Source organism: Nitrospira sp. CR1.1 (assembly GCA_014055465.1).
Taxonomy (GTDB): Bacteria; Nitrospirota; Nitrospiria; order Nitrospirales; family Nitrospiraceae; genus Nitrospira_A.
Window position 1 is genome coordinate 64,062 of sequence record WIAF01000011.1, and the last position, 22,203, is coordinate 86,264.

General features: G+C 55.1%; 21 protein-coding genes and 4 tRNA genes. All 25 read right to left on the reverse strand.

Annotated elements, in window-relative coordinates; genetic code table 11:
- Nucleotides 1-28 precede the first annotated feature (28 nt).
- The 25 genes from rpsC to GDA65_16965 all read right to left on the reverse strand — a co-directional run bounded on the left by rpsC (nucleotide 29) and on the right by GDA65_16965 (nucleotide 22,184).
- Nucleotides 29-697 carry a 30S ribosomal protein S3 gene (gene rpsC, locus GDA65_16845; GenBank protein ID MBA5864358.1) on the reverse strand — a complete coding sequence of 223 codons (669 nt, stop codon included), beginning with the start codon at nucleotides 695-697 and terminating at the stop codon, nucleotides 29-31.
- 32 nt (nucleotides 698-729) lie between these two features.
- Nucleotides 730-1,083: a 50S ribosomal protein L22 gene (rplV, locus tag GDA65_16850; GenBank protein ID MBA5864359.1), complete on the reverse strand. Its 354-nt coding sequence runs from the start codon at nucleotides 1,081-1,083 to the stop codon at nucleotides 730-732.
- Between the two features lie 44 nt (nucleotides 1,084-1,127).
- Nucleotides 1,128-1,415 (reverse strand): 30S ribosomal protein S19, encoded by a 288-nt coding sequence (rpsS, locus tag GDA65_16855; GenBank protein ID MBA5864360.1) that lies wholly within the window; start codon nucleotides 1,413-1,415, stop codon nucleotides 1,128-1,130.
- 9 nt (nucleotides 1,416-1,424) lie between these two features.
- Nucleotides 1,425-2,252: a 50S ribosomal protein L2 gene (gene rplB / locus GDA65_16860; protein ID MBA5864361.1), complete on the reverse strand. Its 828-nt coding sequence runs from the start codon at nucleotides 2,250-2,252 to the stop codon at nucleotides 1,425-1,427.
- 30 nt (nucleotides 2,253-2,282) lie between these two features.
- Nucleotides 2,283-2,576, reverse strand: a complete 294-nt coding sequence (locus GDA65_16865) for a 50S ribosomal protein L23 (protein MBA5864362.1) — start codon at nucleotides 2,574-2,576, stop codon at nucleotides 2,283-2,285.
- A complete protein-coding gene (gene rplD, locus GDA65_16870; protein ID MBA5864363.1) occupies nucleotides 2,573-3,196 on the reverse strand; it encodes a 50S ribosomal protein L4 in 624 nt (207 codons plus the stop codon). The genes GDA65_16865 and rplD overlap by 4 nt, the downstream gene beginning before the upstream one ends.
- A 3-nt stretch (nucleotides 3,197-3,199) precedes the next feature.
- Nucleotides 3,200-3,820: a 50S ribosomal protein L3 gene (rplC, locus tag GDA65_16875; protein ID MBA5864364.1), complete on the reverse strand. Its 621-nt coding sequence runs from the start codon at nucleotides 3,818-3,820 to the stop codon at nucleotides 3,200-3,202.
- Between the two features lie 42 nt (nucleotides 3,821-3,862).
- On the reverse strand, nucleotides 3,863-4,174 hold the full coding sequence (gene rpsJ / locus GDA65_16880; protein ID MBA5864365.1) for a 30S ribosomal protein S10: 312 nt from the start codon (nucleotides 4,172-4,174) through the stop codon (nucleotides 3,863-3,865).
- A gap of 40 nt (nucleotides 4,175-4,214) precedes the next feature.
- Complete coding sequence (gene tuf, locus GDA65_16885; protein ID MBA5864366.1) at nucleotides 4,215-5,420, reverse strand: elongation factor Tu; 1,206 nt, start codon at nucleotides 5,418-5,420, stop codon at nucleotides 4,215-4,217.
- Between the two features lie 33 nt (nucleotides 5,421-5,453).
- Nucleotides 5,454-7,535: an elongation factor G gene (gene fusA / locus GDA65_16890; protein MBA5864367.1), complete on the reverse strand. Its 2,082-nt coding sequence runs from the start codon at nucleotides 7,533-7,535 to the stop codon at nucleotides 5,454-5,456.
- A gap of 113 nt (nucleotides 7,536-7,648) precedes the next feature.
- Nucleotides 7,649-8,122 carry a 30S ribosomal protein S7 gene (rpsG, locus tag GDA65_16895; protein ID MBA5864368.1) on the reverse strand — a complete coding sequence of 158 codons (474 nt, stop codon included), beginning with the start codon at nucleotides 8,120-8,122 and terminating at the stop codon, nucleotides 7,649-7,651.
- Nucleotides 8,123-8,183: 61 nt separating this feature from the next.
- Complete coding sequence (locus GDA65_16900) at nucleotides 8,184-8,555, reverse strand: 30S ribosomal protein S12 (GenBank protein MBA5864369.1); 372 nt, start codon at nucleotides 8,553-8,555, stop codon at nucleotides 8,184-8,186.
- Between the two features lie 107 nt (nucleotides 8,556-8,662).
- Nucleotides 8,663-12,850 (reverse strand): DNA-directed RNA polymerase subunit beta', encoded by a 4,188-nt coding sequence (gene rpoC, locus GDA65_16905; protein ID MBA5864370.1) that lies wholly within the window; start codon nucleotides 12,848-12,850, stop codon nucleotides 8,663-8,665.
- 84 nt (nucleotides 12,851-12,934) lie between these two features.
- Nucleotides 12,935-16,894: a DNA-directed RNA polymerase subunit beta gene (rpoB, locus tag GDA65_16910; protein ID MBA5864371.1), complete on the reverse strand. Its 3,960-nt coding sequence runs from the start codon at nucleotides 16,892-16,894 to the stop codon at nucleotides 12,935-12,937.
- Nucleotides 16,895-16,975: 81 nt separating this feature from the next.
- A complete protein-coding gene (gene rplL / locus GDA65_16915; protein ID MBA5864372.1) occupies nucleotides 16,976-17,911 on the reverse strand; it encodes a 50S ribosomal protein L7/L12 in 936 nt (311 codons plus the stop codon).
- A gap of 31 nt (nucleotides 17,912-17,942) precedes the next feature.
- Nucleotides 17,943-18,635, reverse strand: a complete 693-nt coding sequence (locus GDA65_16920) for a 50S ribosomal protein L1 (protein MBA5864373.1) — start codon at nucleotides 18,633-18,635, stop codon at nucleotides 17,943-17,945.
- 44 nt (nucleotides 18,636-18,679) lie between these two features.
- Nucleotides 18,680-19,102 (reverse strand): 50S ribosomal protein L11, encoded by a 423-nt coding sequence (gene rplK, locus GDA65_16925; GenBank protein MBA5864374.1) that lies wholly within the window; start codon nucleotides 19,100-19,102, stop codon nucleotides 18,680-18,682.
- A gap of 77 nt (nucleotides 19,103-19,179) precedes the next feature.
- A complete protein-coding gene (gene nusG / locus GDA65_16930) occupies nucleotides 19,180-19,719 on the reverse strand; it encodes a transcription termination/antitermination protein NusG (protein ID MBA5864375.1) in 540 nt (179 codons plus the stop codon).
- Between the two features lie 71 nt (nucleotides 19,720-19,790).
- A complete protein-coding gene (gene secE / locus GDA65_16935) occupies nucleotides 19,791-19,985 on the reverse strand; it encodes a preprotein translocase subunit SecE (protein MBA5864376.1) in 195 nt (64 codons plus the stop codon).
- 92 nt (nucleotides 19,986-20,077) lie between these two features.
- Nucleotides 20,078-20,152 (reverse strand) — tRNA-Trp (locus GDA65_16940).
- 59 nt (nucleotides 20,153-20,211) lie between these two features.
- Nucleotides 20,212-20,361: a 50S ribosomal protein L33 gene (gene rpmG, locus GDA65_16945; protein MBA5864377.1), complete on the reverse strand. Its 150-nt coding sequence runs from the start codon at nucleotides 20,359-20,361 to the stop codon at nucleotides 20,212-20,214.
- 87 nt (nucleotides 20,362-20,448) lie between these two features.
- The gene (tuf, locus tag GDA65_16950; GenBank protein MBA5864378.1) at nucleotides 20,449-21,654 is read right to left on the reverse strand and encodes an elongation factor Tu; all 1,206 of its coding nucleotides are present in this window, start codon (nucleotides 21,652-21,654) and stop codon (nucleotides 20,449-20,451) included.
- A 101-nt stretch (nucleotides 21,655-21,755) separates the two neighbouring features.
- Nucleotides 21,756-21,831, reverse strand: a tRNA-Thr gene (locus GDA65_16955).
- Between the two features lie 67 nt (nucleotides 21,832-21,898).
- A tRNA-Gly gene (locus GDA65_16960) sits at nucleotides 21,899-21,973 on the reverse strand.
- A 125-nt stretch (nucleotides 21,974-22,098) separates the two neighbouring features.
- Nucleotides 22,099-22,184: transfer RNA gene (locus tag GDA65_16965), tRNA-Tyr, on the reverse strand.
- Nucleotides 22,185-22,203: the final 19 nt, after the last annotated feature.

Sequence of the window (22,203 nt, forward strand, 5' to 3'; positions counted from 1 at the left end):
AGACCCACCTTTTCCTTATCGAAGTTCTTTACCCAAGTCGTCCGAGCGTAGAATCAGGCTTTAACTGAAGCGCTGGCAACAACTCACCCTTATAGATCCAGGTTTTCACCCCGATCTGTCCCATGGTCGTGTGGGCCTCTGCAAAACCATAATCCACTTCGGCCCGCAGAGTATGCAGAGGCACCCGCCCTTCGCGATACCATTCCGTTCGGGCAATTTCAGCGCCACCCAAGCGTCCTGCCACCATAATTTTGATCCCCTGGGCGCCCAGACGAAGCGCGGACTGCACGCTACGTTTCATCGCGCGCCTGAAGGCAACACGCTTTTCCAACTGGGTAGCGACATTTTCACTCACCAATTGGGCGTCCAGCTCAGGCTTCTTAATCTCTTTGACGGTAATGTACGCTTGACCCGAATATTCTTTCTCGAGAGCCGCTTTCAACTTATCGACTTCAGCTCCCTTTCGGCCAATGATAATTCCGGGGCGAGCGGTGTGAATGATCACACGGGTTTGATCTCCGGATCGCTCTATTTCCACCTTGGCAACACCGGCGTGGTACAGCTTGGCTTTCACCATCTTCCGAATCTTGATGTCTTGATGAAGCAGTCGCGCATAGTCCTTGTCTGCGTACCAGCGCGAGCTCCAGGTGTAGTTGTAGCCGATGCGATAGCCAATTGGATGTGTCTTCTGACCCATGAAGAATAACCCTCAGTCTAAATGTAAAAGCGTTAGCTGCTGTGAGTGGCGTTGGGAGCAGCAACCGCGATCGTGATATGGCTAGTCCGCTTCTGAATGGAGTTGGCTCGCCCCATCGATCGTGCCCTAAAACGCTTGTAAATAGGGCCGCAGTTCACTACGGCCTGCGACACCCACATCTCATCACTGTCGCCTAACTCTTTCTGCTCGGCATTGGCCACCGCAGATCGAAGGAGTTTCTCAATGACTCGCGCCGCGTGCTTTGGGGTATGCCGGAGCATAGCCAATGCCATGGGCACTTGCTGGCCGCGAATCATATCGATCACCACTCGCGCCTTCCTTGGCGTGACTCTCACGAAACGTAGATTTGCTTTTGCCTCTGCCATAGCTGATCCCACCCCACGATGCCGGCCAGTTATTAAACCAGCACTTACTTAAGCGCCACTGCCTTTTCGGTTTTTGCTTGCCCGTGCCCTTTGAAAAAGCGCGTTGGAGCAAATTCTCCCAGCTTATGGCCAACCATATTTTCCGTCACAAAAACAGGAATGAACTTTTTGCCGTTATGAACCGCAAACGTGTGCCCGATCATGTCAGGAATGACCGTTGATCGGCGAGACCAGGTCTTAATTAACTTTCGGTCTTTCGTCTGATTCATCTGCTCGACTTTCTTGACCAGATGGTCATCGACGAAGGGGCCCTTGGTAATTGAACGAGGCATTATCCTCTCCTACTTTTTCCTGCGCGCGATGATGAATTTATCCGTTGCCTTATTCTTTCGCGTCTTGTAGCCCTTGGCCGGAGTACCCCAGGGAGAGACGGGATGAGGATTACCCTGTCCTGATTTTCCCTCGCCGCCGCCATGCGGGTGATCGACAGGATTCATCACCACACCGCGTACGTGAGGACGCTTTCCCTTCCAGCGCGTACGCCCAGCCTTACCCACAACAACATTCTCATGATCGACGTTTCCCACTTGACCGACCGTTGCCATACACGTGGATAACACTTTTCGCATTTCACCGGACTTGAGACGAACCTGAACATACGCCCCATCGCGGCCCATCACTTGAGCAGACCCACCGGCACTGCGGATTAATTGCGCACCCTTACCAGGCTTTAGCTCAATGTTGTGAATCGTGGTACCCAGAGGCATATTGACGAGCGGGAGAGCATTTCCAGGCCGCACCTCCGCACCCTCCCCGGACTGCACCGTATCGCCCATGGCGAGACCGACCGGCGCCAAGATATAGCGCTTCTCACCATCGCGGTAATGCAAAAGAGCAATTCTTGATGAGCGATTCGGATCGTATTCAATGGCCGCAACCTTTGCCGGAATACCGGCTTTGTCACGTCGGAAATCAATTTGGCGATAGAGGCGCTTGTGCCCACCCCCACGGAATCGGATAGTCAGACGCCCGTCATTATTCCGCCCACCCGTGCGGAGATGAAACCCCGTCAAAGACTTCTCAGGCTTCTTCTTGGTGAGTTTCTCCCCCTGGATTGCAGTCATACCGCGACGGCCCGGGGATGTCGGCTTATAAATTTTTAATGCCATGCTGGGTCTCACTCTATCGAGAACTCGCCCCTACACCGTTTCGTACAGCTCGAGCTTCTCGCCTTCCTTCAACGTGACAAATGCCTTTTTCCAATCGGATCGCTTTCCAACAAAACGCCCCAGTCGCTTAATCTTGCCGCGAATATTGACCACATTGACCCGCGACACCTTGACCTTTAAGAGGCTCTCGACGGCTTGTTTGATCTGAATTTTATTGGCATCCGGGTGAACCAGAAACCCCACAGTGTTACTCTGCTCACGCAAAGCCGTAATCTTTTCCGTCAACAATGGCTGGATCAAGACTTGATGAAGATCGCCTTTCATGACCACACCTCTTTGACTCGCCCCAGCTCCTCCTGCGGAATGACGAGGGAATGGCAACGAAGCACGTCATAGACGTTCAATTCTTCTGGTCGTAACACGGTAACGCTTGAAAGATTTTTTCCCGCTTGAACCACATGAGAGTTGGGATCGGCAACTATAAGCAAGGCCGTTCCTGAAATTCCAAGCTGACCCAATAGATTTGCCAACAATTTTGTTTTGGCCTCAGCAATAGACAACTCAGATACCACAAGCACATTGCCCTCAGACACCTTGGCCGAAAGTACACTCTGAAGAGCCGCGCGATACTTCTTCCTTGGCATCCCGAACGCGTAGCTTCTAGGCTTAGGGCCAAACACTGTGCCGCCGTGACGCCAAACAGGAGATCGCAAAGATCCGGCGCGAGCACGGCCCGTGTGCTTTTGCTTCCACGGCTTCTTCCCAGATCCGCTCACCTCACCGCGACGCAAGGTTGATGCGGTGCCTTGACGGTCACACGCCCGCTGCATCACGACGGCCTCATGAACAAGTGACGCATGCGGTTTGCAGCCGAACACTTCGTCAGGCAAATCGACGCTACCGACTTTTTTCTTTCTTGAATCGACGACATCAACGATCGGCATAGCTCAACTCTTTTTCGACTTCCGCACAACCAGCAACCCATTCGCACCACCGGGCACTGCTCCGCGGACAAACAACAGGTTTTCATCTGGACGGGCGTCGATCACCTTCAAGCGTTGAACCGTGACACGCTCATCCCCCATATGACCAGGTAAGGCCTTATTTTTCCAAACACGTGACGGATACGAGCTCGCACCGATCGAACCCGGAGCACGATGGAACATAGAACCATGCGTCTCAGGGCCGCCAGCATAATTGTGGCGCCTCACGACACCCTGAAAACCCTTACCCTTTGAAACACCAACCACATCAACCCAATCACCCTTCTTGAAGATATCGACCTTCACAGTCGCGCCAACCGCAACATCCCCCGTTTTCGGGAATTCACGTAACCAACGGCTGGCAGGCGCCTGATGCTTCTTCAAATGTCCAAGTTCGCCGCTCGAGAGGGCTCGCTCCTTCACCTCACCGAAAGACAGCTGAACGGCCTCATAGCCATCACGCTCTTTGGTCTTGATCGCAACCACGCGACAAGGACCTGCCTCGATGACCGTTACCGGTTCGAGAATACTTTCATCATAAATTTGGGTCATCCCCAATTTTTTACCTAACAATCCGTTTGTCATGGCCTTCCTGTCAGCTCAAATATGGTCGTGCAACTCCAACCCTCAGAGCTTAATCTCCACGTCTACACCAGCCGCCAAATTGAGCTTCATCAGTGAGTCCATAGTCTCTGGCGTAGGCTCCATGATATCCAGCAGACGCTTGTGCGTACGAATCTCAAATTGCTCGCGTGATTTTTTATCCACGTGAGTCGAACGCTGCACTGTAAATTTTTCAATTCGAGTCGGCAATGGGATAGGCCCGACAACCCGCGCGCCACTACGCCTGACCGTTTCAACAATCTCCACCACGGACTGATCAAGCACGCGATAATCAAAACCACGCAGCCTGATGCGAATTCTTTGATCGACTTTCACGCTCAACTCCTCACATGCCGGCCAGCAGACCAGGACATCCCTAAGCTAGAATTTCCGTAACGACGCCCGAGCCGACAGTCTTGCCGCCTTCGCGGACGGCGAACCGCAACCCCTGATCCATCGCAATCGGGCTGATCAATTCGCCCGTCACCGTGACGTTATCGCCCGGCATCACCATCTCCACTCCCGCCGCCAACGTCACGATCCCCGTCACGTCGGTCGTCCGGAAGTAAAACTGCGGCCGGTAGCCGTTGAAGAACGGCGTATGGCGCCCGCCCTCTTCCTTCGTCAAGACATAGATCTCGGCCTTGAACTTCGTGTGCGGCGTAATGCTCTTCGGCTTGGCCAGCACCATGCCCCGCTCCACGTCTTCCTTCTTCGTGCCGCGCAGCAAGACTCCGATGTTGTCGCCCGCCTGCCCCTCGTCCAGCACCTTGCGGAACATTTCGACACCCGTCACGATCGTCGTCTGCGTCGGCCGCAACCCGACGATTTCGATTTCGTCGCCGACCTTCACAATGCCCTTTTCGCACCGACCTGTGACGACCGTGCCGCGCCCACTGATCGTGAACACGTCTTCAATCGGCATCAAGAACGGCTTATCAATGGCGCGCGTCGGGGTCGGAATGTAGGTATCAACCGCGTCCAACAACTTCAAGATGGACGGCACCCCCAATGGTCCCTGATCGCCTTCGACCGCTTTCAAGGCCGACCCTTGCACGATCGGAATCTTGTCGCCCGGGAAGTCGTACTTGGTCAGCAACTCCCGCACTTCGAGCTCGACCAACTCGAGCAATTCCTTGTCATCGACCTTGTCCGCCTTGTTCAGGAACACCACGATGTAGGGGACGCCGACTTGGCGCGCCAACAAAATGTGCTCCCGGGTCTGCGGCATCGGGCCGTCGGCGGCACTGACCACCAGGATCGCCCCATCCATCTGCGCGGCGCCGGTGATCATGTTCTTCACATAGTCGGCGTGGCCCGGGCAGTCTACGTGCGCATAGTGCCGGTTGTCCGTCTCATACTCGACGTGGCTGATCGCGATCGTCATGATCTTGCTGGCATCGCGGCGCCCCTGGCTCTCGCTCGCCTTGGCCACTTCGTCGTAACTGACAAATTTCGCCATCCCGCGATCCGAACAGATCTTGGTCAACGCACTCGTCAGCGTCGTCTTGCCATGGTCCACGTGCCCGATCGTCCCGATGTTCACGTGCGGCTTTCGTCGCTCAAATTTCGCCTTCGCCATCCCCGATCCTCCCTAGTTCACAGAACCCAGACCCTATTCACCACGGTGCTTAGCAGTAATCGCTTCAGCGATCTGCCGGGGAACCTGGTCGTACCGGTCAAATTCCATACTATAAGTTGCACGACCCTGCGTACGGGAACGCAAATCGGTCGCATACCCAAACATTTCCATCAGCGGAACGGTGGCTTCAATTGCCTGAGCGCCGGCACGAACCTTCATGCCCTGAACTTTTCCGCGTCGACCATTCAAGTTCCCAATGACGTCTCCCATAAAGTCCTGCGGAACCAGCACTTCCACCTTCATGATCGGCTCTAGCAGGACGGGATCTGCCTTCTTGCAGGCGTCAGCAAATCCCATGGAGGCGGCAATCTTGAATGCCATTTCATTGGAGTCCACGTCGTGGTACGACCCATCGATCACGGTAACCTTCACATCTCGCAATGGGAATCCTGCAACAACACCCGTCTCCATCCGCTCTTTCACGCCCTTTTCGATAGCAGGAATATATTCTTTCGGGATAGAGCCGCCGACTGTCTTATTGATAAACTCCAGCCCCTTACCAGACTCAGATGGCTCAACGGTCAAAACCACATGGCCATATTGACCTCGACCACCGGTCTGCTTGATATACTTCGATTCAGCTTCGGCCTTGCGGCGAATAGTTTCACGAAAAGCGACTTCAGGCTTCCCAACGTTCGCCTCAACCTTGAATTCACGCATCAAACGGTCAACAATAATTTCGAGATGCAACTCCCCCATCCCAGCGATAATCGTCTGAGCCGTCTCTTCATCAGTTCGAACACGAAATGACGGATCTTCTTGCGCTAATTTCTGCAATGCAAAACCCATCTTTTCCTGATCAGGCTTCGTCTTAGGCTCAATAGCCATAGCAATGACCGGCTCAGGAAACTTCATGATCTCCAGCAAAACCGGCTGCTTTTCATCAGCCAATGTATCACCGGTCGTGGCGCTCTTGAGACCGACGGCGGCAGCGATATCACCGGCGTACACAATCTCGATTTCTTCACGCTTATTCGCATGCATCTTCAAGAGACGACCCACTCGATCCTTCGTCCCTTTAGTAACGTTAAGAACAGGAGTTCCCGTCTTCAACGTACCCGAATACACTCGAAAGAATGTCAGCTGCCCGGCAAAAGGGTCCGTCATAATCTTGAAGGCCAGCGCAGAAAAAGGCTCAGAGTCTGACGGGCCACGCTCCACATCTTTTCCAGTGGCCGGATCCACACCAATAACTGGAGGAATATCGACTGGCGATGGGAGGAAATCCACCACGGCATCCAACAGTTGCTGCACACCCTTGTTCTTGAAGGCCGACCCACAGAGAACAGGAACAACCTTCATCGCAATAGTTCCCGCACGAACTACCCGGCGAACCTCCTCCTCAGTCAGCGATTGACCGTTGAGGTACTTCTCCATGACCTGGTCATCGAATTCAGCGACTGCATCGAGCATTTTTTGCCGATAGTCATTGGCCTGATCGACCATATCAGCCGGGATTTCGCCGATCTTGTACTTGGCTCCGAGCGTCTCGTCGTCGTAAAAATAGCCCTTCATCGAAATCAGATCTACGGAACCACGAAACTCGGACTCTCGGCCAATTGGAATCTGAACAGGAACAGGATTAGCGCCAAGCCTGTCGATTATCGATTGGACACTCGCATAAAAATCCGCGCCAATCCGATCCATTTTATTCATGAAAGCGATGCGGGGGACCTCGTACTTATCCGCCTGACGCCAGACAGTCTCAGACTGCGGCTCGACACCCTGAACAGAATCGAATGCCGCGACCGCGCCATCCAACACACGAAGGGACCGCTCCACCTCAATCGTAAAATCCACATGCCCAGGCGTATCAATAATATTGATACGGTGGTCACGCCAAAAACAGGTCGTAGCAGCCGCGGTGATCGTAATACCACGCTCGCGCTCCTGCTCCATCCAGTCCATGGTGGCAGCACCCTCGTGCACTTCCCCCATTTTATGGGTCATGCCCGTATAGAAGAGAATGCGCTCAGTGGTTGTCGTCTTTCCGGCATCGATGTGGGCCATGATGCCGATATTTCTTGTACGCTCTAACGGTGTCTGCCTAGCCACAACTCCCCCAGAAAAAACGAACGTGCCGCCGTCAGAGCCGAAGACCATTCACTGCGACGCCCACCTCCAGCCACAAGCATCGCAGCCCGGCTCAACAGCAGCACAACTCAACACTACCAGCGATAATGAGCAAAAGCCTTATTGGCCTCCGCCATACGATGGACATCCTCGCGCTTCTTCACTGACGCACCCGTATTATTGGACGCGTCGAGCAGTTCAGCCGCCAGCCTGTCCTGCATACTCTTTCCACCGCGCGACCGCGAATACTCCGTGATCCACCGCAAAGCCAATGAGACTCGACGAGAAGGCCTGATCTCAACAGGAACCTGATAAGAAGCACCACCAACCCGACGAGACTTAACCTCGACAACCGGCTTCACATTATCGATCGCCGACTTAAAGATCTTCATCGGATCTCCGCCGTTCGTCTTCTCCTGAATCAGATCGAAAGCCCCGTAACAGATCCGCTCAGCCGTACTTTTCTTTCCACCACCCATCAAAACATTCAGGAATTTCCCGACAAGCTTGTCGCGATACTTCGAATCAGGCTGCGCCTCTCGATGACCGAAAAATTGTCCGCGTGGCATCGTTGTCCTATAAAATAAAGTCGGTTTTCACTACGCATCCGCGCAATGACAGGATGAACTACTACTTGGGCCGCTTCGCCCCGTATTTGGATCGGGCCTGCTTTCGATCGGCAACTCCTACCGCATCCAAAGAACCACGCACTATGTGATAACGAACGCCCGGCAAGTCCTTAACACGGCCACCACGAACCAAAACGATCGAGTGCTCCTGGAGATTGTGCCCCACACCAGGGATATAAGTGGTCACCTCCATCCCATTGGTCAAACGCACACGCGCGACCTTACGAAGCGCAGAGTTAGGCTTCTTCGGAGTCGTGGTATAGACACGGAGGCAGACGCCACGCTTCTGCGGGCAACGTTTCAAGGCGGGACTTTTCGTCTTCGACTTAACGAGGGTCCGTCCCTTTCGCACTAACTGATTAATCGTTGGCATGCACTATACTCTTTCTTGAAAATCAGACAGTTGCTTCAAAATGCTCCTGAGCGAAGCCGTCGGATTATAGAGATGTGTACTACTTATGTCAAGAACCTTCTTTTTCTTCACGCATTATTTTCTGATTCACTGCCTGTCGCACCGACTGGAGCCTGCCCGACCGCAACCGGTTGAGGCTGGTCACCTGCCAACTCTCCAGGCGCCTTGGCGCTGGCAACAAAGGTTTCTCTATACTCCTCGAAACCGCTGCCGGCGGGAATTAATCGCCCAACAATCACGTTTTCCTTCAATCCAAGGAGGTTGTCTTCCCTGCCGTTGATGGCCGCCTCGGTCAACACCCGAGTCGTCTCCTGGAAGGACGCCGCAGAGATGAAACTGTCGGTAGTCAACGCTGCCTTCGTAATGCCCAGCAAGACCGGCTTTCCAAGAGCCGGCTTTCCATCCTTTTCGAGGACCCGCTGATTTTCCACATCGAACATCCCCTTACTCACCTGACTACCCGGCAAGAAGGACGTGTCTCCGGGATCCTCAATCCGTACCTTCCGCAACATTTGGCGCACAATGATTTCGATGTGCTTGTCGTTGATAGACACTCCCTGCAGCCGATACACATCCTGCACCTCATCAACGAGATATTTTTGGAGCTCCTTCGGCCCCAACACATCCAAAATATCGTGCGGATTCGCGGACCCGTCCATGAGGGGCTCTCCGGCGCGAACCCAATCTCCTTCATGCACATTGACGTGTTTGCCCTTGGGAATGAAGTATTCCTTCACATCGCCCATTTTGTTGTCCACCAATACCTTCCGCATGCCCTTCACAAACCCGCCGTAAGACACTTCGCCGTCGATTTCGCTAATGACGGCCTGCTCTTTTGGCTTGCGAGCCTCGAACAGTTCGGCCACTCGCGGAAGACCTCCGGTGATGTCCTTGGTTTTCGTGGTTTCACGCGGAATCTTGGCCAACACGTCACCGGGATGCACCGTTGCTCCCTTTTCGACGAAAATGTGCGCGCCGACCGGCAATAGATACCGGGCCACCGGTGCTCCAGAGCCTGACACTTTGGCCGTCTTCCCGCTGTCATCCTTGATTGAAACGCGCGGCCGAAGCGTGGCCCCGCTTTGCTCAATGATGACCTTGCGAGACAAACCAGTGACCTCGTCAAACTCTTCCTTCATCGTGACGCCTTCAAGAATGTCGCCATAGGCGACCTTTCCGCCGGTTTCCGTGAGGATGGTCAAGGAGTACGGATCCCATTCGACCAGTTTCTGACCGACTTCAATCCGATCACCATCCTTCAACTTGATCTTGGCGCCATACACGACCGGATACTTTTCGCGCTCACGACCGCTGTCGTCGACAATCGCGATTTTCGCGTTGCGATTCATGACGACCCACTCGCCTTCTTTATTCCGGACGGCAATGCCGGCATTGTGCACATCGGCATTCTTCTTCGCATCCAGGCTCATATACTTCAAGTGACCGGCGTGCTTGGCCTCCAAGACCGTCTGCTCGACGACCTTACTGGCCGTACCACCGATGTGAAATGTACGCATCGTCAACTGAGTCCCAGGCTCACCGATGGATTGCGCCGCAATGACTCCGACCGGCTCGCCCTTTTCGACAAGCCGTCCTCGCGACAAGTCACGGCCGTAACAGAGACGACACACTCCGCGTGCCGACTGGCAAGTTAGCACCGAGCGGATCTTCACGCGATCCACGCCGGCTTCAACCACCGCCTTGGCCTGTTCTTCGTCGATTTCCTCATTGAACGATACGATGATCTCGCCCGTCACCGGATCGCGAATATCTTCCCCGGCAAGACGACCCAAAAGGCGCTCTTCTAACGGCTGAATAATTTCGCCGCCTTCAAGCAAGGCACTCACCAGAATTCCATCGGTTGTCCCGCAATCCTCCTCGGTCACGATGACGTCTTGCGCGATATCAACCAATCGACGCGTCAGGTAACCGGAGTTTGCTGTCTTCAACGCCGTGTCCGCCAAACCTTTTCGCGCACCGTGCGTCGAAATGAAGTACTGCAAGACCGTCAGCCCCTCACGGAAGTTGGCCGTGATCGGAGTTTCGATGATTTCACCGGATGGTTTCGCCATCAGTCCGCGCATACCGCCAAGCTGACGAATTTGCTGCGAACTTCCTCGAGCACCGGAATCCGCCATCATGAAGATCGGATTAAACGATTCAGCCTTGGCTGGATCACCGCCGGCGCCCAACTCCTTCATCATCTCATTGGCCACCTGCTCGGTCACATGCGCCCAAATGTCGATGACTTTGTTGTAACGTTCGCCGTTGGTAATCAACCCTTCCGAGTACTGCTTCTCGATTTCATTGACCTCATGCTGAGCCTTCCCGATAAGGTCTTCCTTGCGAGAAGGAATATGCATGTTGTCGATACAGATCGACATGCCCGCCCTGGTCGCATAATGGAAACCCAGGTCCTTGATTTTGTCTAAAAACGTGACTGTTTCACGATGGCCAGCCTGCCGATAGACCGCATCGATGAGCTTGGACATTTCCTTCTTCGTCATCAACTTATTGGCATCGGCGAACGGCATCATCGGAGGAAGAATCTCCGACAGAATGACACGCCCAGCCGTCGTCTGCACTAGTGCGCCATTACACCGGACCTTGATCCTGGCATGCTCATCCAGCGCACCGGCATCATACGCGATCCGCGCCTCCTCCCGAGACCCGAACAGCTTCCCTTCGCCTTTCGCGCCGACTCGCTCCTTGGTCAACCAGTAGCAGCCAAGAACCATGTCTTGTGACGGAACGGCGATTGGTTTGCCGTTAGCTGGAGAGAGAATGTTATTGATCGACATCATCAGCACGCGGGCTTCAACCTGCGCTTCCACCGATAACGGAACGTGGACCGCCATTTGGTCTCCGTCAAAGTCGGCGTTAAACGCCGCGCAGACGAGCGGGTGGAGACGGATTGCTTTTCCCTCAACCAGGACCGGGTCAAAGGCCTGAATACCGAGCCTGTGCAACGTCGGGGCGCGGTTGAGCAACACCGGATGCTCACGAATGACTTCATCCAGCACATCCCACACTTCGGGACGCTCTTTCTCCACCAGACGCTTTGCACTCTTGATGGTCGTAGCTGCGCCACGCTCTTCCAGCTTATGGAAGATAAACGGCTTGAAGAGCTCCAAGGCCATCTTTTTGGGCAGACCGCATTGATGCAACCGCAACTCCGGACCGACGACAATAACCGTCCGGCCGGAATAGTCGACGCGCTTTCCAAGCAAATTCTGCCGGAAACGTCCCTGCTTGCCCTTTAGCATGTCACTCAAGGACTTCAATGGGCGCTTATTTGGCCCACGGATGGCTCGGCCGCGACGACCGTTATCGAACAGCGCGTCCACCGCCTCCTGCAACATGCGCATTTCATTGCGAATGATCACGCCGGGAGCCTTGAGCTCAATCAAGCGCTTCAAACGATTGTTCCGGTTGATGACGCGTCGATACAGGTCGTTGAGGTCCGATGTCGCAAACCGGCCGCCATCCAATGGAACCAGCGGGCGTAATTCCGGCGGCAATACCGGGATGACATCCATGATCATCCATTCAGGCTTGTTGCCGGAACGGCGAAATGCCTCCAACACTTTCAGACGCTTGGCATACTTCTTCTTAAGCGCGGCGGATGCGGAGGCCTTCGCCTTCACATGCAATTCGTCCCACTGGGTATTGATGTCCACCTTGCGAAGCAACTCCCGAATGGCTTCGGCGCCAATCCCAACCTTGAACGCACCGCTGCCATATTCGGACTGCAATGAACGCAACTGCTCTTCTGAGACCAGCTCTTGCTCACTCATGCTTGTCGATCCAGGATCGACCATCACGTAGCTCTCGAAGTAGAGGATCTTTTCGAGCTGCTTGAGGCTCATATCAAGGAGCGTCCCGATGCGGCTCGGCACACCTTTCAAGAACCAGATATGTGCGACCGGCGCAGCCAACTCAATGTGGCCCATCCTTTCGCGGCGCACTTTTGATTGAATGACTTCGACTCCGCATTTATCGCAGACGATGCCGCGATGCTTCATGCGTTTGTATTTACCGCAGTTGCACTCCCAATCCTTAATCGGGCCGAAAATCTTAGCGCAGAACAAGCCGTCCTTTTCAGGCTTGAACGACCGATAGTTGATCGTTTCCGGCTTCTTGACTTCGCCATATGACCACGAGCGGATTTTTTCGGGCGACGCAATGCGAATGCGCATCGAGTCGAACGACACCGAATCCCGCGGCTTCTCGAATAATGTGTATACACCTTCCAAGGTTGATCCCTCCTTAACGGTCGCCTGAGCGCAGTTCTGAGTGGTGAGCTATCCGATCGTTGCTCTCAAGACTCAGCACTAGAATCAGTCCTTTGATTTAACCAGCTCGACGTCGAGCCCAAGACTTTGCAGCTCTTTGACCAGCACGTTGAACGACTCCGGCAATCCAGGTTCCAGGAACGGCTCTCCCTTCACAATCGCTTCGTACATACGCGACCGGCCGGGGACATCATCTGATTTGACCGTCAGGAATTCCTGCAAAATGGAGGCGGCTCCATACGCCTGCAATGCCCACACTTCCATTTCTCCCAAACGTTGTCCGCCGAATTGGGCCTTACCCCCCAACGGCTGTTGAGTCACCAACGAATAGGGCCCAATGGAACGTGCATGGATCTTGTCATCCACCAAGTGGTGGAGCTTCAACACATACATATATCCGACCGTGACGGGACTGCTGAACGATTCACCAGTTCGGCCGTCCATCAACACGGTTTGACCGCTGGGCGACAGCTTCGCTTTCTTGAGAAGCTCCTTAATTTCCTTCTCCGACGCGCCGTCGAACACCGGGCTGGCTACCTTAATTCCCAGCGCTCGAGCCGCCCAACCAAGATGGGTCTCCAGGATTTGCCCCACGTTCATACGAGAAGGCACGCCCAGCGGATTCAACACGATTTCCACCGGCGTCCCGTCCGGCAGGTAGGGCATATCCTCTTCCGGCAACACACGCGATACAACGCCCTTATTGCCGTGGCGACCCGCCATCTTGTCGCCGACCTGGATCTTCCGCTTCATCGCGATGTAGACCTTCACCAGCTTAATCACACCAGGCGGAAGCTCATCCCCTCGTCTCAGCCGACCGACTTTTTCATCGTACAAGGTTTGCAAAATCTCGATCTGTTCCTTGGCACGTCGCTCGACATCTTCCAATTCCTTCTGCTCATCCGGATCGCTGAGGATGATGTGGCGCACCATATCATCCGGCAAGCGCTTCAAGATTTCCGCCGTGAGCTTCCCCTTCTTCTTCAGAATGACATCGCCCGTCTCCGGATCCATCAGATCGCGACCGACGACTTTTCCAAGCAAGAGCTTGCGAACCTTCTTCGTTTTTTCGTCCTCAATGATGCGCAGCTCTTCCTGATGGTCCCGCTGCAGCTTCATGTGGTCTTCGCTCTCGATGCTCTTCGAGCGTTCATCCTTATCCAAACCTTTGCGGGAGAAAATCTTCACATCAACGACGATCCCTTCCACGCCGGGAGGAACCGTGAGGGATGTATCCTTGACGTCGCCGGCCTTTTCGCCAAAGATTGCTCGAAGCAACTTCTCTTCTGGCGTCAACTGGGTTTCACCCTTCGGCGTCACTTTTCCGACAAGAATGTCACCCGGCTTCACTTCCGCGCCGATGCGAATGATGCCGCTCTCATCCAAATCGCGAAGCGCCTCTTCTCCGACGTTTGGAATGTCCCGCGTAATATCTTCCTTACCCAACTTAGTGTCGCGAGCCTCCACTTCGAATTCTTCGATGTGGATAGAGGTGAACGCATCTTCCCGCACGAGTTTTTCGCTGAGCAGAATCGCGTCTTCGAAGTTATAACCACCCCAAGGCATGAAGGCGACGAGGACGTTTTTGCCGAGCGCCAGCTCGCCGTGGTCAATCGCAGGACCATCCGCCAGTACCTGCCCCCGCTTGACCGGCTCACCGATCCGAACCACCGGAGTCTGGGTGATGCAGGTATTTTGGTTCGACCGCTGAAACTTTATCATTTCGTACACATCAAGCCCTGAATCGTTCCGCTTGCGGCCCTCCTTCGCATCGGCACGCACCACGATACGTGTGGCATCGACACTCTCTACCACACCTTCGCGCTTCGCTTGGACGACATAACCGGAATCGCGGGCCACCACAGCCTCCATCCCGGTTCCGACGAGCGGGGATTCAGCCTTGAGCAACGGCACCGCCTGGCGCTGCATGTTCGATCCCATCAACGCACGGTTCGCGTCGTCGTGCTCAAGGAACGGCACCAGCGCTGTCGCCACGCTGACGACCTGCTTCGGGGACACGTCCATGTATTCAATTTTGTCGGGAGTCGCGGTAATAAAATCTCCGGCAGAACGTGCGGATACGGTTTCAGACACGAGTTTATTGGAGCCATCCACTTTCGAGTTGGCCTGGGCGATGATGTACTTATCGCCCTCAATGGCAGAGAGATATTCCAGCTCGTCGCTGACGCGTCCCTTCACGACTTTCCTGTATGGCGCTTCGATAAAGCCGAATTCATTGATGCGCGCATAGGTGGCCAGCGATGTAATCAATCCGATGTTCGGGCCTTCCGGCGTTTCAATTGGACAGATACGGCTGTAGTGCGACGGATGGACGTCACGCACCTCGAAACCGGCACGTTCGCGCGTCAATCCGCCAGGACCCAGGGCCGACAACCGGCGCTTATGCGTAATCTCCGCCAGGGGATTGGTCTGATCCATGAACTGGGAGAGCTGACTGCTGCTGAAGAACTCTTTCACCGCCGCCACGACAGGCTTCGCGTTGATGAGGTCATGAGGCAACACCGTCTCCATGTCCAGGAGGTTCATGCGCTCTTTAATACTGCGCTCCATACGCACAAGGCCGAGACGGAATTGATTTTCCAATAGCTCGCCGACGGACCGCACCCGGCGATTACCCAAGTGGTCAATGTCGTCGATTTCACCACGACCGATTTTGAGATTCACCAGGTATCGAACCACTTCCACGATATCTTGCGCGGTCAAAGTCCGCTGTTCGAGCGCGAAATCGAGCCCCAGCTTTTTGTTCAGCTTGAGACGTCCCACCGGAGACAGATCGTACCGCTTCGCACTTAAAAACAAATTGTCGAACAATGCTCGAGCAGTCTCGACAGACGGAGTCTCTCCCGGCCTGAGGCGGCGATAGATCTCGACCATCGCCTCTTCCTTCGACCCAGTACGCTCCATATCAAGCGTGTCCAGGATGACCAGCGTGGCATTGGTCGTATCCAGATAAATGACTTTGAATTCCTCGATATCGCTCTCGAGGATCTTTTCGAGGATCTCCTCGGTCAAACGCTGATTTTTTTCGGCCAACGACTGTTTCTTGCCGCTATCGACCAATTCTGTCAGCACCGCACGTCCTACCAGTTCGGCAGGCGTCACAGGAATTTCCTTGATTCCCGCAGCTTTCAACTCGGCAATCTTTGCCTTGGTGAGCTTGGCCCCTTCGCGCACAAGAGGGTTCTTGCCCCCCTTTTCCATCACTTCCGTCGAACACTTCAGGCCGTGATGGATTTCAGGATCGAGCTTTCGATAGAGCTTACCTTTGGAAACACGGATCTCTTCCACCGGATAATACATCCGCAGCAAGTCGTCGGTGCTGTAGCCAAAGGCCTTCAGCAGGATAGTCGCCGGCATCTTCCGACGCCGATCGATGCGCACGTACAAAATATCGCGCGCGTCGAATTCAAAATCCAACCACGATCCGCGATACGGAATAATTCTGGCAGAGTAGAGGACTTTCCCGCTGGCGTGCGTCCGCCCCTTGTCATGCGTGAAGGACGCGCCCGGCGAGCGGTGCAACTGACTGACCACCACTCGCTCGGTCCCGTTAATCAAAAACGTTCCGCGTTCAGTCATCAGCGGCAGCTCGCCGACATAGACCTCCTGCTCCCGAACGTCCAGCACCTTTTTCTTGGGGCCCTTGTCCTCTTTATCGAAAACAATCAGCCGCACGCGCAGCTTCAAGGGAACAGCAAACGTCATTCCCTGCTCAAGACATTCCCGCTCGTCGTACTTCGGAGTTCCCAACGAATAGTTGGAAAATTCCAAGGCGGCAGTGTTGTTATAGTCAGTGATGGGAAAGACGCTGGCTAACGCCGCCTGCAACCCCTGATCCTTGCGACGGTCGGGCTCGACTTCCATCTGGAGAAACTCTTCGTAGGATCGTTTCTGGATTTCGATGAGATCGGGAATATCGATACTCGTGCGAATCCGAGAAAAATCCTTACGTTCGACAAACTCCGAAAGAGTCGATTCCGACATTCGTTAGCCCTCCAAGCTCATAAACAGATGAACGCCTCGCGCCATCTCAACGGACAACTCACACTGCACCGCTCGAAACAGTTACTTGATCTCGACTTTGGCTCCGCTCTCTTCGAGCTTCTTTTTCATCGTGTCGGCTTCTTCCTTCGTCGCGCCGGACTTGATGGGCTTCGGAGCGCCCTCGACCAAGTCTTTGGCTTCCTTGAGTCCGAGGCTGGTGAGCTCGCGCACGACCTTGATGACTTGGATCTTCTTGTCGGCCGGAGCGCTGGCCAAGATCACGTCGAATGAGGTCTTTTCTTCGGCAGGAGCCGCTGCCGCGCCGCCGCCACCTGCTGCCGCCACGGCCACGGGCGCCGCCGCTGTGACGCCGAAACGTGTTTCGAGGCCCTTTACCAGGTCGGCCAATTCCAACACGCTCATGCTCTCGATTGCCTTGATCAATTCATCTTGTGAGAACTTGGTTCCTGCTGCTGCTGACATGTCGCCCTCCCCTTTCTTTTTATCCTGAATGGCTGCAATGACTCGCACAAACTTGCTCAAGACTCCGCTCAACGCATAGACCACACCGCGTATCGGGCCCTGCATGGCCGATAGCAGCATCGCAATCAACACTTCCTTCTTCGGCAATTGCGCGATAGCTGCTAGATCCGCAGCCTGCACCAGCTTGCCTTCCAACACGCCGACGGTCACCTTGATCTTTTCAGATCGCTTTTCGGCCTGTATGAAATCCCGCAAGATTTTCGCCGGCAAAACGGGGTCGTCATATCCGATGACCAGACCGGTCGGGCCCTTGAAATGGTCTTTTGCATCGGCGAGGATCGTACCGGTCGAGGCGCGGACGGCCAGGGTGTTCTTGATGACACAGTACTCGGCTTTGGCCCCGCGCAACTGCCTTCGCAGCTCGGTCATTTGATTGACGGGCATCCCGGCGCATTCCGTCAAAATGGCCAAGCGGGCGCGGCCGAATTTTTCCGTCAACTCCGCGATCGCTGTTGCCTTTTCTTCTTTCTTCATGCCTCTCCCCTTACTGAGAACCTGTCCGTTCTCAACTCCACAACTTCGACAACGCCACAGGATCCAGCTTCACACCAGGTCCCATCGTGCTCGACATCGTCACACTTTTGAGATACCGGCCCTTGCAGGATGACGGCTTGGCCTTGACCACCGACTCCAGCACCGCCTGCGCGTTATCGTATAGCTTCTGAACATCGAACGACACCTTGCCGACGGGCACTTGCACGATGCCGGCCTTTTCCACCTTAAACTCGACACGGCCCTTGCGAATCTCACTCACAGCCTTGCCCACCTCAAACGTCACGGTACCGGTCTTCGGATTGGGCATGAGCCCGCGGGGACCGAGCACCTTTCCAAGCTTACCGACAGAGGCCATCAGATCAGGCGTGGAGATCGCACAATCGAAATCCATCCATCCACCCTTGATTTTTTCCATCAAGTCATCAGACCCCACATAATCAGCCCCGGCCTGCCGCGCTTCCTGCTCCTTCTCACCCTTGGCGAAGACGAGCACGCGGAGCTTCTTACCGGTGCCGTGCGGGAGGGCCGTGGTTCCACGCACCATTTGATCCGACCGCTTTGGATCCACTCCGAGGCGAATCGCCAGGTCGACGGATTCATCATACTTGGCAAACGCTGCCTGCTTGACGGCCTCGACCGCCTCCTTCAACTCATAAAACCTGGGCTCGATCTTCTCCTGAGCCGCGGTCATCTTCTTTCCCATACTGCTGCTCCTTCACTTCCGCCGGAGGTTCACTCTGCACACATTTACTGGACGGTGATGCCCATGCTGCGCGCTGTGCCCTGGATAATCTTGATGGCGCCCTCTAGATCAGCCGCATTCAAGTCCGACAATTTCTTTTGCGCGATTTCTCGAACCTGAGCCTGACTGACCTTGCCCACCTTATCCTTATGCGGGACGCCTGATCCCTTGATGATTCCCGCGGCCTTCTTGAGCAAATCCGACGCCGGCGGCGTCTTCATGATGAAGGTAAAGCTCCGGTCCTTGTAGACCGTGATGATCACCGGGATGATGCTGTCCCCATCCTTCTGGGTCTTCGCATTGAATTGCTTGCAGAACTCCATGATGTTCACACCATGCTGGCCCAGCGAAGGACCCACCGGCGGAGCAGGATTGGCCTTACCGGCCGGAATCTGCAATTTAATTTGAGCTGATACTTCCTTGGCCATGAGTTACTCCCTGAGAACTGCGGACTGCGCGTGATGACCGAGAACAGCTCTCAGCTCACGACCACCAATCCAGTGACTCAAATACGTTCGACCTGCAAAAATCCAAGCTCGACCGGAGTAGACCGGCCAAAAATACTCACAAACACCTTTACGCGACTGTGGTCGGCATCCACATCATCGACGGCGCCGTTGAAGCCCAGGAACGGACCATCCACAATGCGAACATTATCTCCCTTAATGAACCGGACTTGCTCGCGGGGCCCAGCAGCCCCAGCATCGACCTGCTTCAGTAACGCATCGACCTCTTCCGAGGAAAGCGGCGTCGGCTGAGCCCCTCCACCAACAAACCCGGTCACCTTCGGAGTCTCTTTGATCATCTGCAACGTTTCGTCGGCCAACGGCGCTTCCAGCTCGACCAGGACATAACCCGGGAAAAACTTCCGCCGGGAGGTCCGCCGCTTTCCGTCCTTGATTTCGATGACATCTTCCGTGGGAACCAAGACCTGCCCAAGTCGCTCGGTGAGCCCCATTTGATTTGCGCGCTCAAGGAGACTGGTCTTCACGCGACCCTCAAACCCCGCATAGGTATGGATGACGTACCAGTTCTTATTGCTCATCATCTCCTCTCAGCTGAACATCAGCATCGTATTGTCCGGCAATGCCGGACCTGTCCAGCCGCACCACGCAACTAAATAACCTTGCGCATCAGCCAGCCCAACACGGAATCCATCATCGACAGATACAGGGACATGAGAATGCAGAATACAATTACGACCGTGGTGGCGCCGATCGTTTCCGTTCTTGTCGGAAAAGACACCTTCCGCAACTCGCCGCGCACACCATCGATAAATTCCCGAATAGAGGCGATCAATCGCTGAAACACGGTTACAATCCTCTCGTAGAACTTCCCGGCTGCCTGATTGGTGCAAACCGGCCAATCACATCACGCACCTACCCACACAGAAGCGCTCGGCTTGGCAGGGGCACTAGGATTTGAACCTAGACTCTCGGTTTTGGAGACCGATGTGCTGCCGTTGACACCATGCCCCTCCGTTCGGAACATGAGCGCTGCCGAGCCAGGGACAGTGCCCCGGCCGACAGAAAAAGCCTTACTTCACTTCCTTATGAGCAATGTGCTTGCGGCAAAACTTGCAGAACTTGTTTCGCTCCAACCGGTCCGGATCGTTCTTCTTGTTCTTGCGGGTCGTATAATTGCGCTGCTTACAGACCGTACAGGCCAAGTCAATAATTTCTCGCATGTCGTATCCTCGTGAAGCGTGTAACGTGAAGCCGGAGAGCGGGACCGCCTCCGCGCTCGAACCGCCTGACGCTTCCGCCTCCCTCTACTAAGCTAGAATTTCCGTAACGACGCCCGAGCCGACAGTCTTGCCGCCTTCGCGCACGGCAAACCGCAACCCCTGATCCATCGCAATCGGGCTGATCAACTCGCCCGTCACCGTGACGTTATCCCCCGGCATCACCATCTCCACCCCCGCCGCCAACGTCACGATCCCCGTCACGTCGGTCGTCCGGAAGTAAAACTGCGGCCGGTAGCCGTTGAAGAACGGCGTATGGCGCCCGCCCTCTTCCTTCGTCAAGACATAGATCTCGGCCTTGAACTTCGTGTGCGGCGTAATGCTCTTCGGCTTGGCCAGCACCATGCCCCGCTCCACGTCTTCCTTCTTCGTGCCGCGCAGCAAGACTCCGATGTTGTCGCCCGCCTGCCCCTCGTCCAGCACCTTGCGGAACATTTCGACACCCGTCACGATCGTCGTCTGCGTCGGCCGCAACCCGACGATTTCGATTTCGTCGCCGACCTTCACAATGCCCTTTTCGCACCGACCTGTGACGACCGTGCCGCGCCCACTGATCGTGAACACGTCTTCAATCGGCATCAAGAACGGCTTATCAATGGCGCGCGTCGGGGTCGGAATGTAGGTATCAACCGCGTCCAACAACTTCAAGATGGACGGCACCCCCAATGGTCCCTGATCGCCTTCGACCGCTTTCAAGGCCGACCCTTGCACGATCGGAATCTTGTCGCCCGGGAAGTCGTACTTGGTCAGCAACTCCCGCACTTCGAGCTCGACCAACTCGAGCAATTCCTTGTCATCGACCTTGTCCGCCTTGTTCAGGAACACCACGATGTAGGGGACGCCGACTTGGCGCGCCAACAAAATGTGCTCCCGGGTCTGCGGCATCGGGCCGTCGGCGGCACTGACCACCAGGATCGCCCCATCCATCTGCGCGGCGCCGGTGATCATGTTCTTCACATAGTCGGCGTGGCCCGGGCAGTCTACGTGCGCATAGTGCCGGTTGTCCGTCTCATACTCGACGTGGCTGATCGCGATCGTCATGATCTTGCTGGCATCGCGGCGCCCCTGGCTCTCGCTCGCCTTGGCCACTTCGTCGTAACTGACAAATTTCGCCATCCCGCGATCCGAACAGATCTTGGTCAACGCACTCGTCAGCGTCGTCTTGCCATGGTCCACGTGCCCGATCGTCCCGATGTTCACGTGCGGCTTTCGTCGCTCAAATTTCGCCTTCGCCATGATTCACTCCTTTTCTCAGAACTCTGTTTTCCCAGAACCCTCACCGTACATCCAGGTCACCCGCAGGAACAGACAGGCATCCTGCCCGGACAAGCTCGCTATGGAGCCCACGACGCGAATCGAACGCGTGACCTCGTCCTTACCAAGGACGTGCTCTGCCAACTGAGCTACGTGGGCACTTCATGCACAGCCTGTATCCGCTCGCGCACCCTCTGTCCGCACCCGTGGTCGAGTACGCTGAATTTGGAGCGGGCGATGGGATTTGAACCCACGACAGCCAGCTTGGAAGGCTGGAACTCTACCACTGAGCTACGCCCGCCCACGGCGAACCTACCTATATATCAACACTTTTTCAGCAACGACCGTTCCGGCCCTGAGTCACGCTCTATGCAGCCATTCTCTTGCCAACCCGCGGGGCACCCCACGGATTGAACCGGCTCAGTTTGGTGGGCAGGCAAGGGTTCGAACCTTGGAAGCCATAAGGCAGCAGATTTACAGTCTGCCCCCTTTGTCCACTTGGGTACCTGCCCGCGAGATACCGATTTCCAA

Coding starts and splice junctions, on each gene's coding strand:
- rpsC (MBA5864358.1), bottom strand. CDS start 697: ATGGGTCAGAAGACACATCCAATTGGCTATCGCATCGGCTACAACTAC.
- rplV (MBA5864359.1), bottom strand. CDS start 1,083: ATGGCAGAGGCAAAAGCAAATCTACGTTTCGTGAGAGTCACGCCAAGG.
- rpsS (MBA5864360.1), bottom strand. CDS start 1,415: ATGCCTCGTTCAATTACCAAGGGCCCCTTCGTCGATGACCATCTGGTC.
- rplB (MBA5864361.1), bottom strand. CDS start 2,252: ATGGCATTAAAAATTTATAAGCCGACATCCCCGGGCCGTCGCGGTATG.
- GDA65_16865 (MBA5864362.1), bottom strand. CDS start 2,576: ATGAAAGGCGATCTTCATCAAGTCTTGATCCAGCCATTGTTGACGGAA.
- rplD (MBA5864363.1), bottom strand. CDS start 3,196: ATGCCGATCGTTGATGTCGTCGATTCAAGAAAGAAAAAAGTCGGTAGC.
- rplC (MBA5864364.1), bottom strand. CDS start 3,820: ATGACAAACGGATTGTTAGGTAAAAAATTGGGGATGACCCAAATTTAT.
- tuf (MBA5864366.1), bottom strand. CDS start 5,420: ATGGCGAAGGCGAAATTTGAGCGACGAAAGCCGCACGTGAACATCGGG.
- rpsG (MBA5864368.1), bottom strand. CDS start 8,122: ATGCCACGCGGACAATTTTTCGGTCATCGAGAGGCGCAGCCTGATTCG.
- GDA65_16900 (MBA5864369.1), bottom strand. CDS start 8,555: ATGCCAACGATTAATCAGTTAGTGCGAAAGGGACGGACCCTCGTTAAG.
- rpoB (MBA5864371.1), bottom strand. CDS start 16,894: ATGTCGGAATCGACTCTTTCGGAGTTTGTCGAACGTAAGGATTTTTCT.
- rplL (MBA5864372.1), bottom strand. CDS start 17,911: ATGAAGAAAGAAGAAAAGGCAACAGCGATCGCGGAGTTGACGGAAAAA.
- GDA65_16920 (MBA5864373.1), bottom strand. CDS start 18,635: ATGGGAAAGAAGATGACCGCGGCTCAGGAGAAGATCGAGCCCAGGTTT.
- rplK (MBA5864374.1), bottom strand. CDS start 19,102: ATGGCCAAGGAAGTATCAGCTCAAATTAAATTGCAGATTCCGGCCGGT.
- nusG (MBA5864375.1), bottom strand. CDS start 19,719: ATGAGCAATAAGAACTGGTACGTCATCCATACCTATGCGGGGTTTGAG.
- rpmG (MBA5864377.1), bottom strand. CDS start 20,361: ATGCGAGAAATTATTGACTTGGCCTGTACGGTCTGTAAGCAGCGCAAT.
- tuf (MBA5864378.1), bottom strand. CDS start 21,654: ATGGCGAAGGCGAAATTTGAGCGACGAAAGCCGCACGTGAACATCGGG.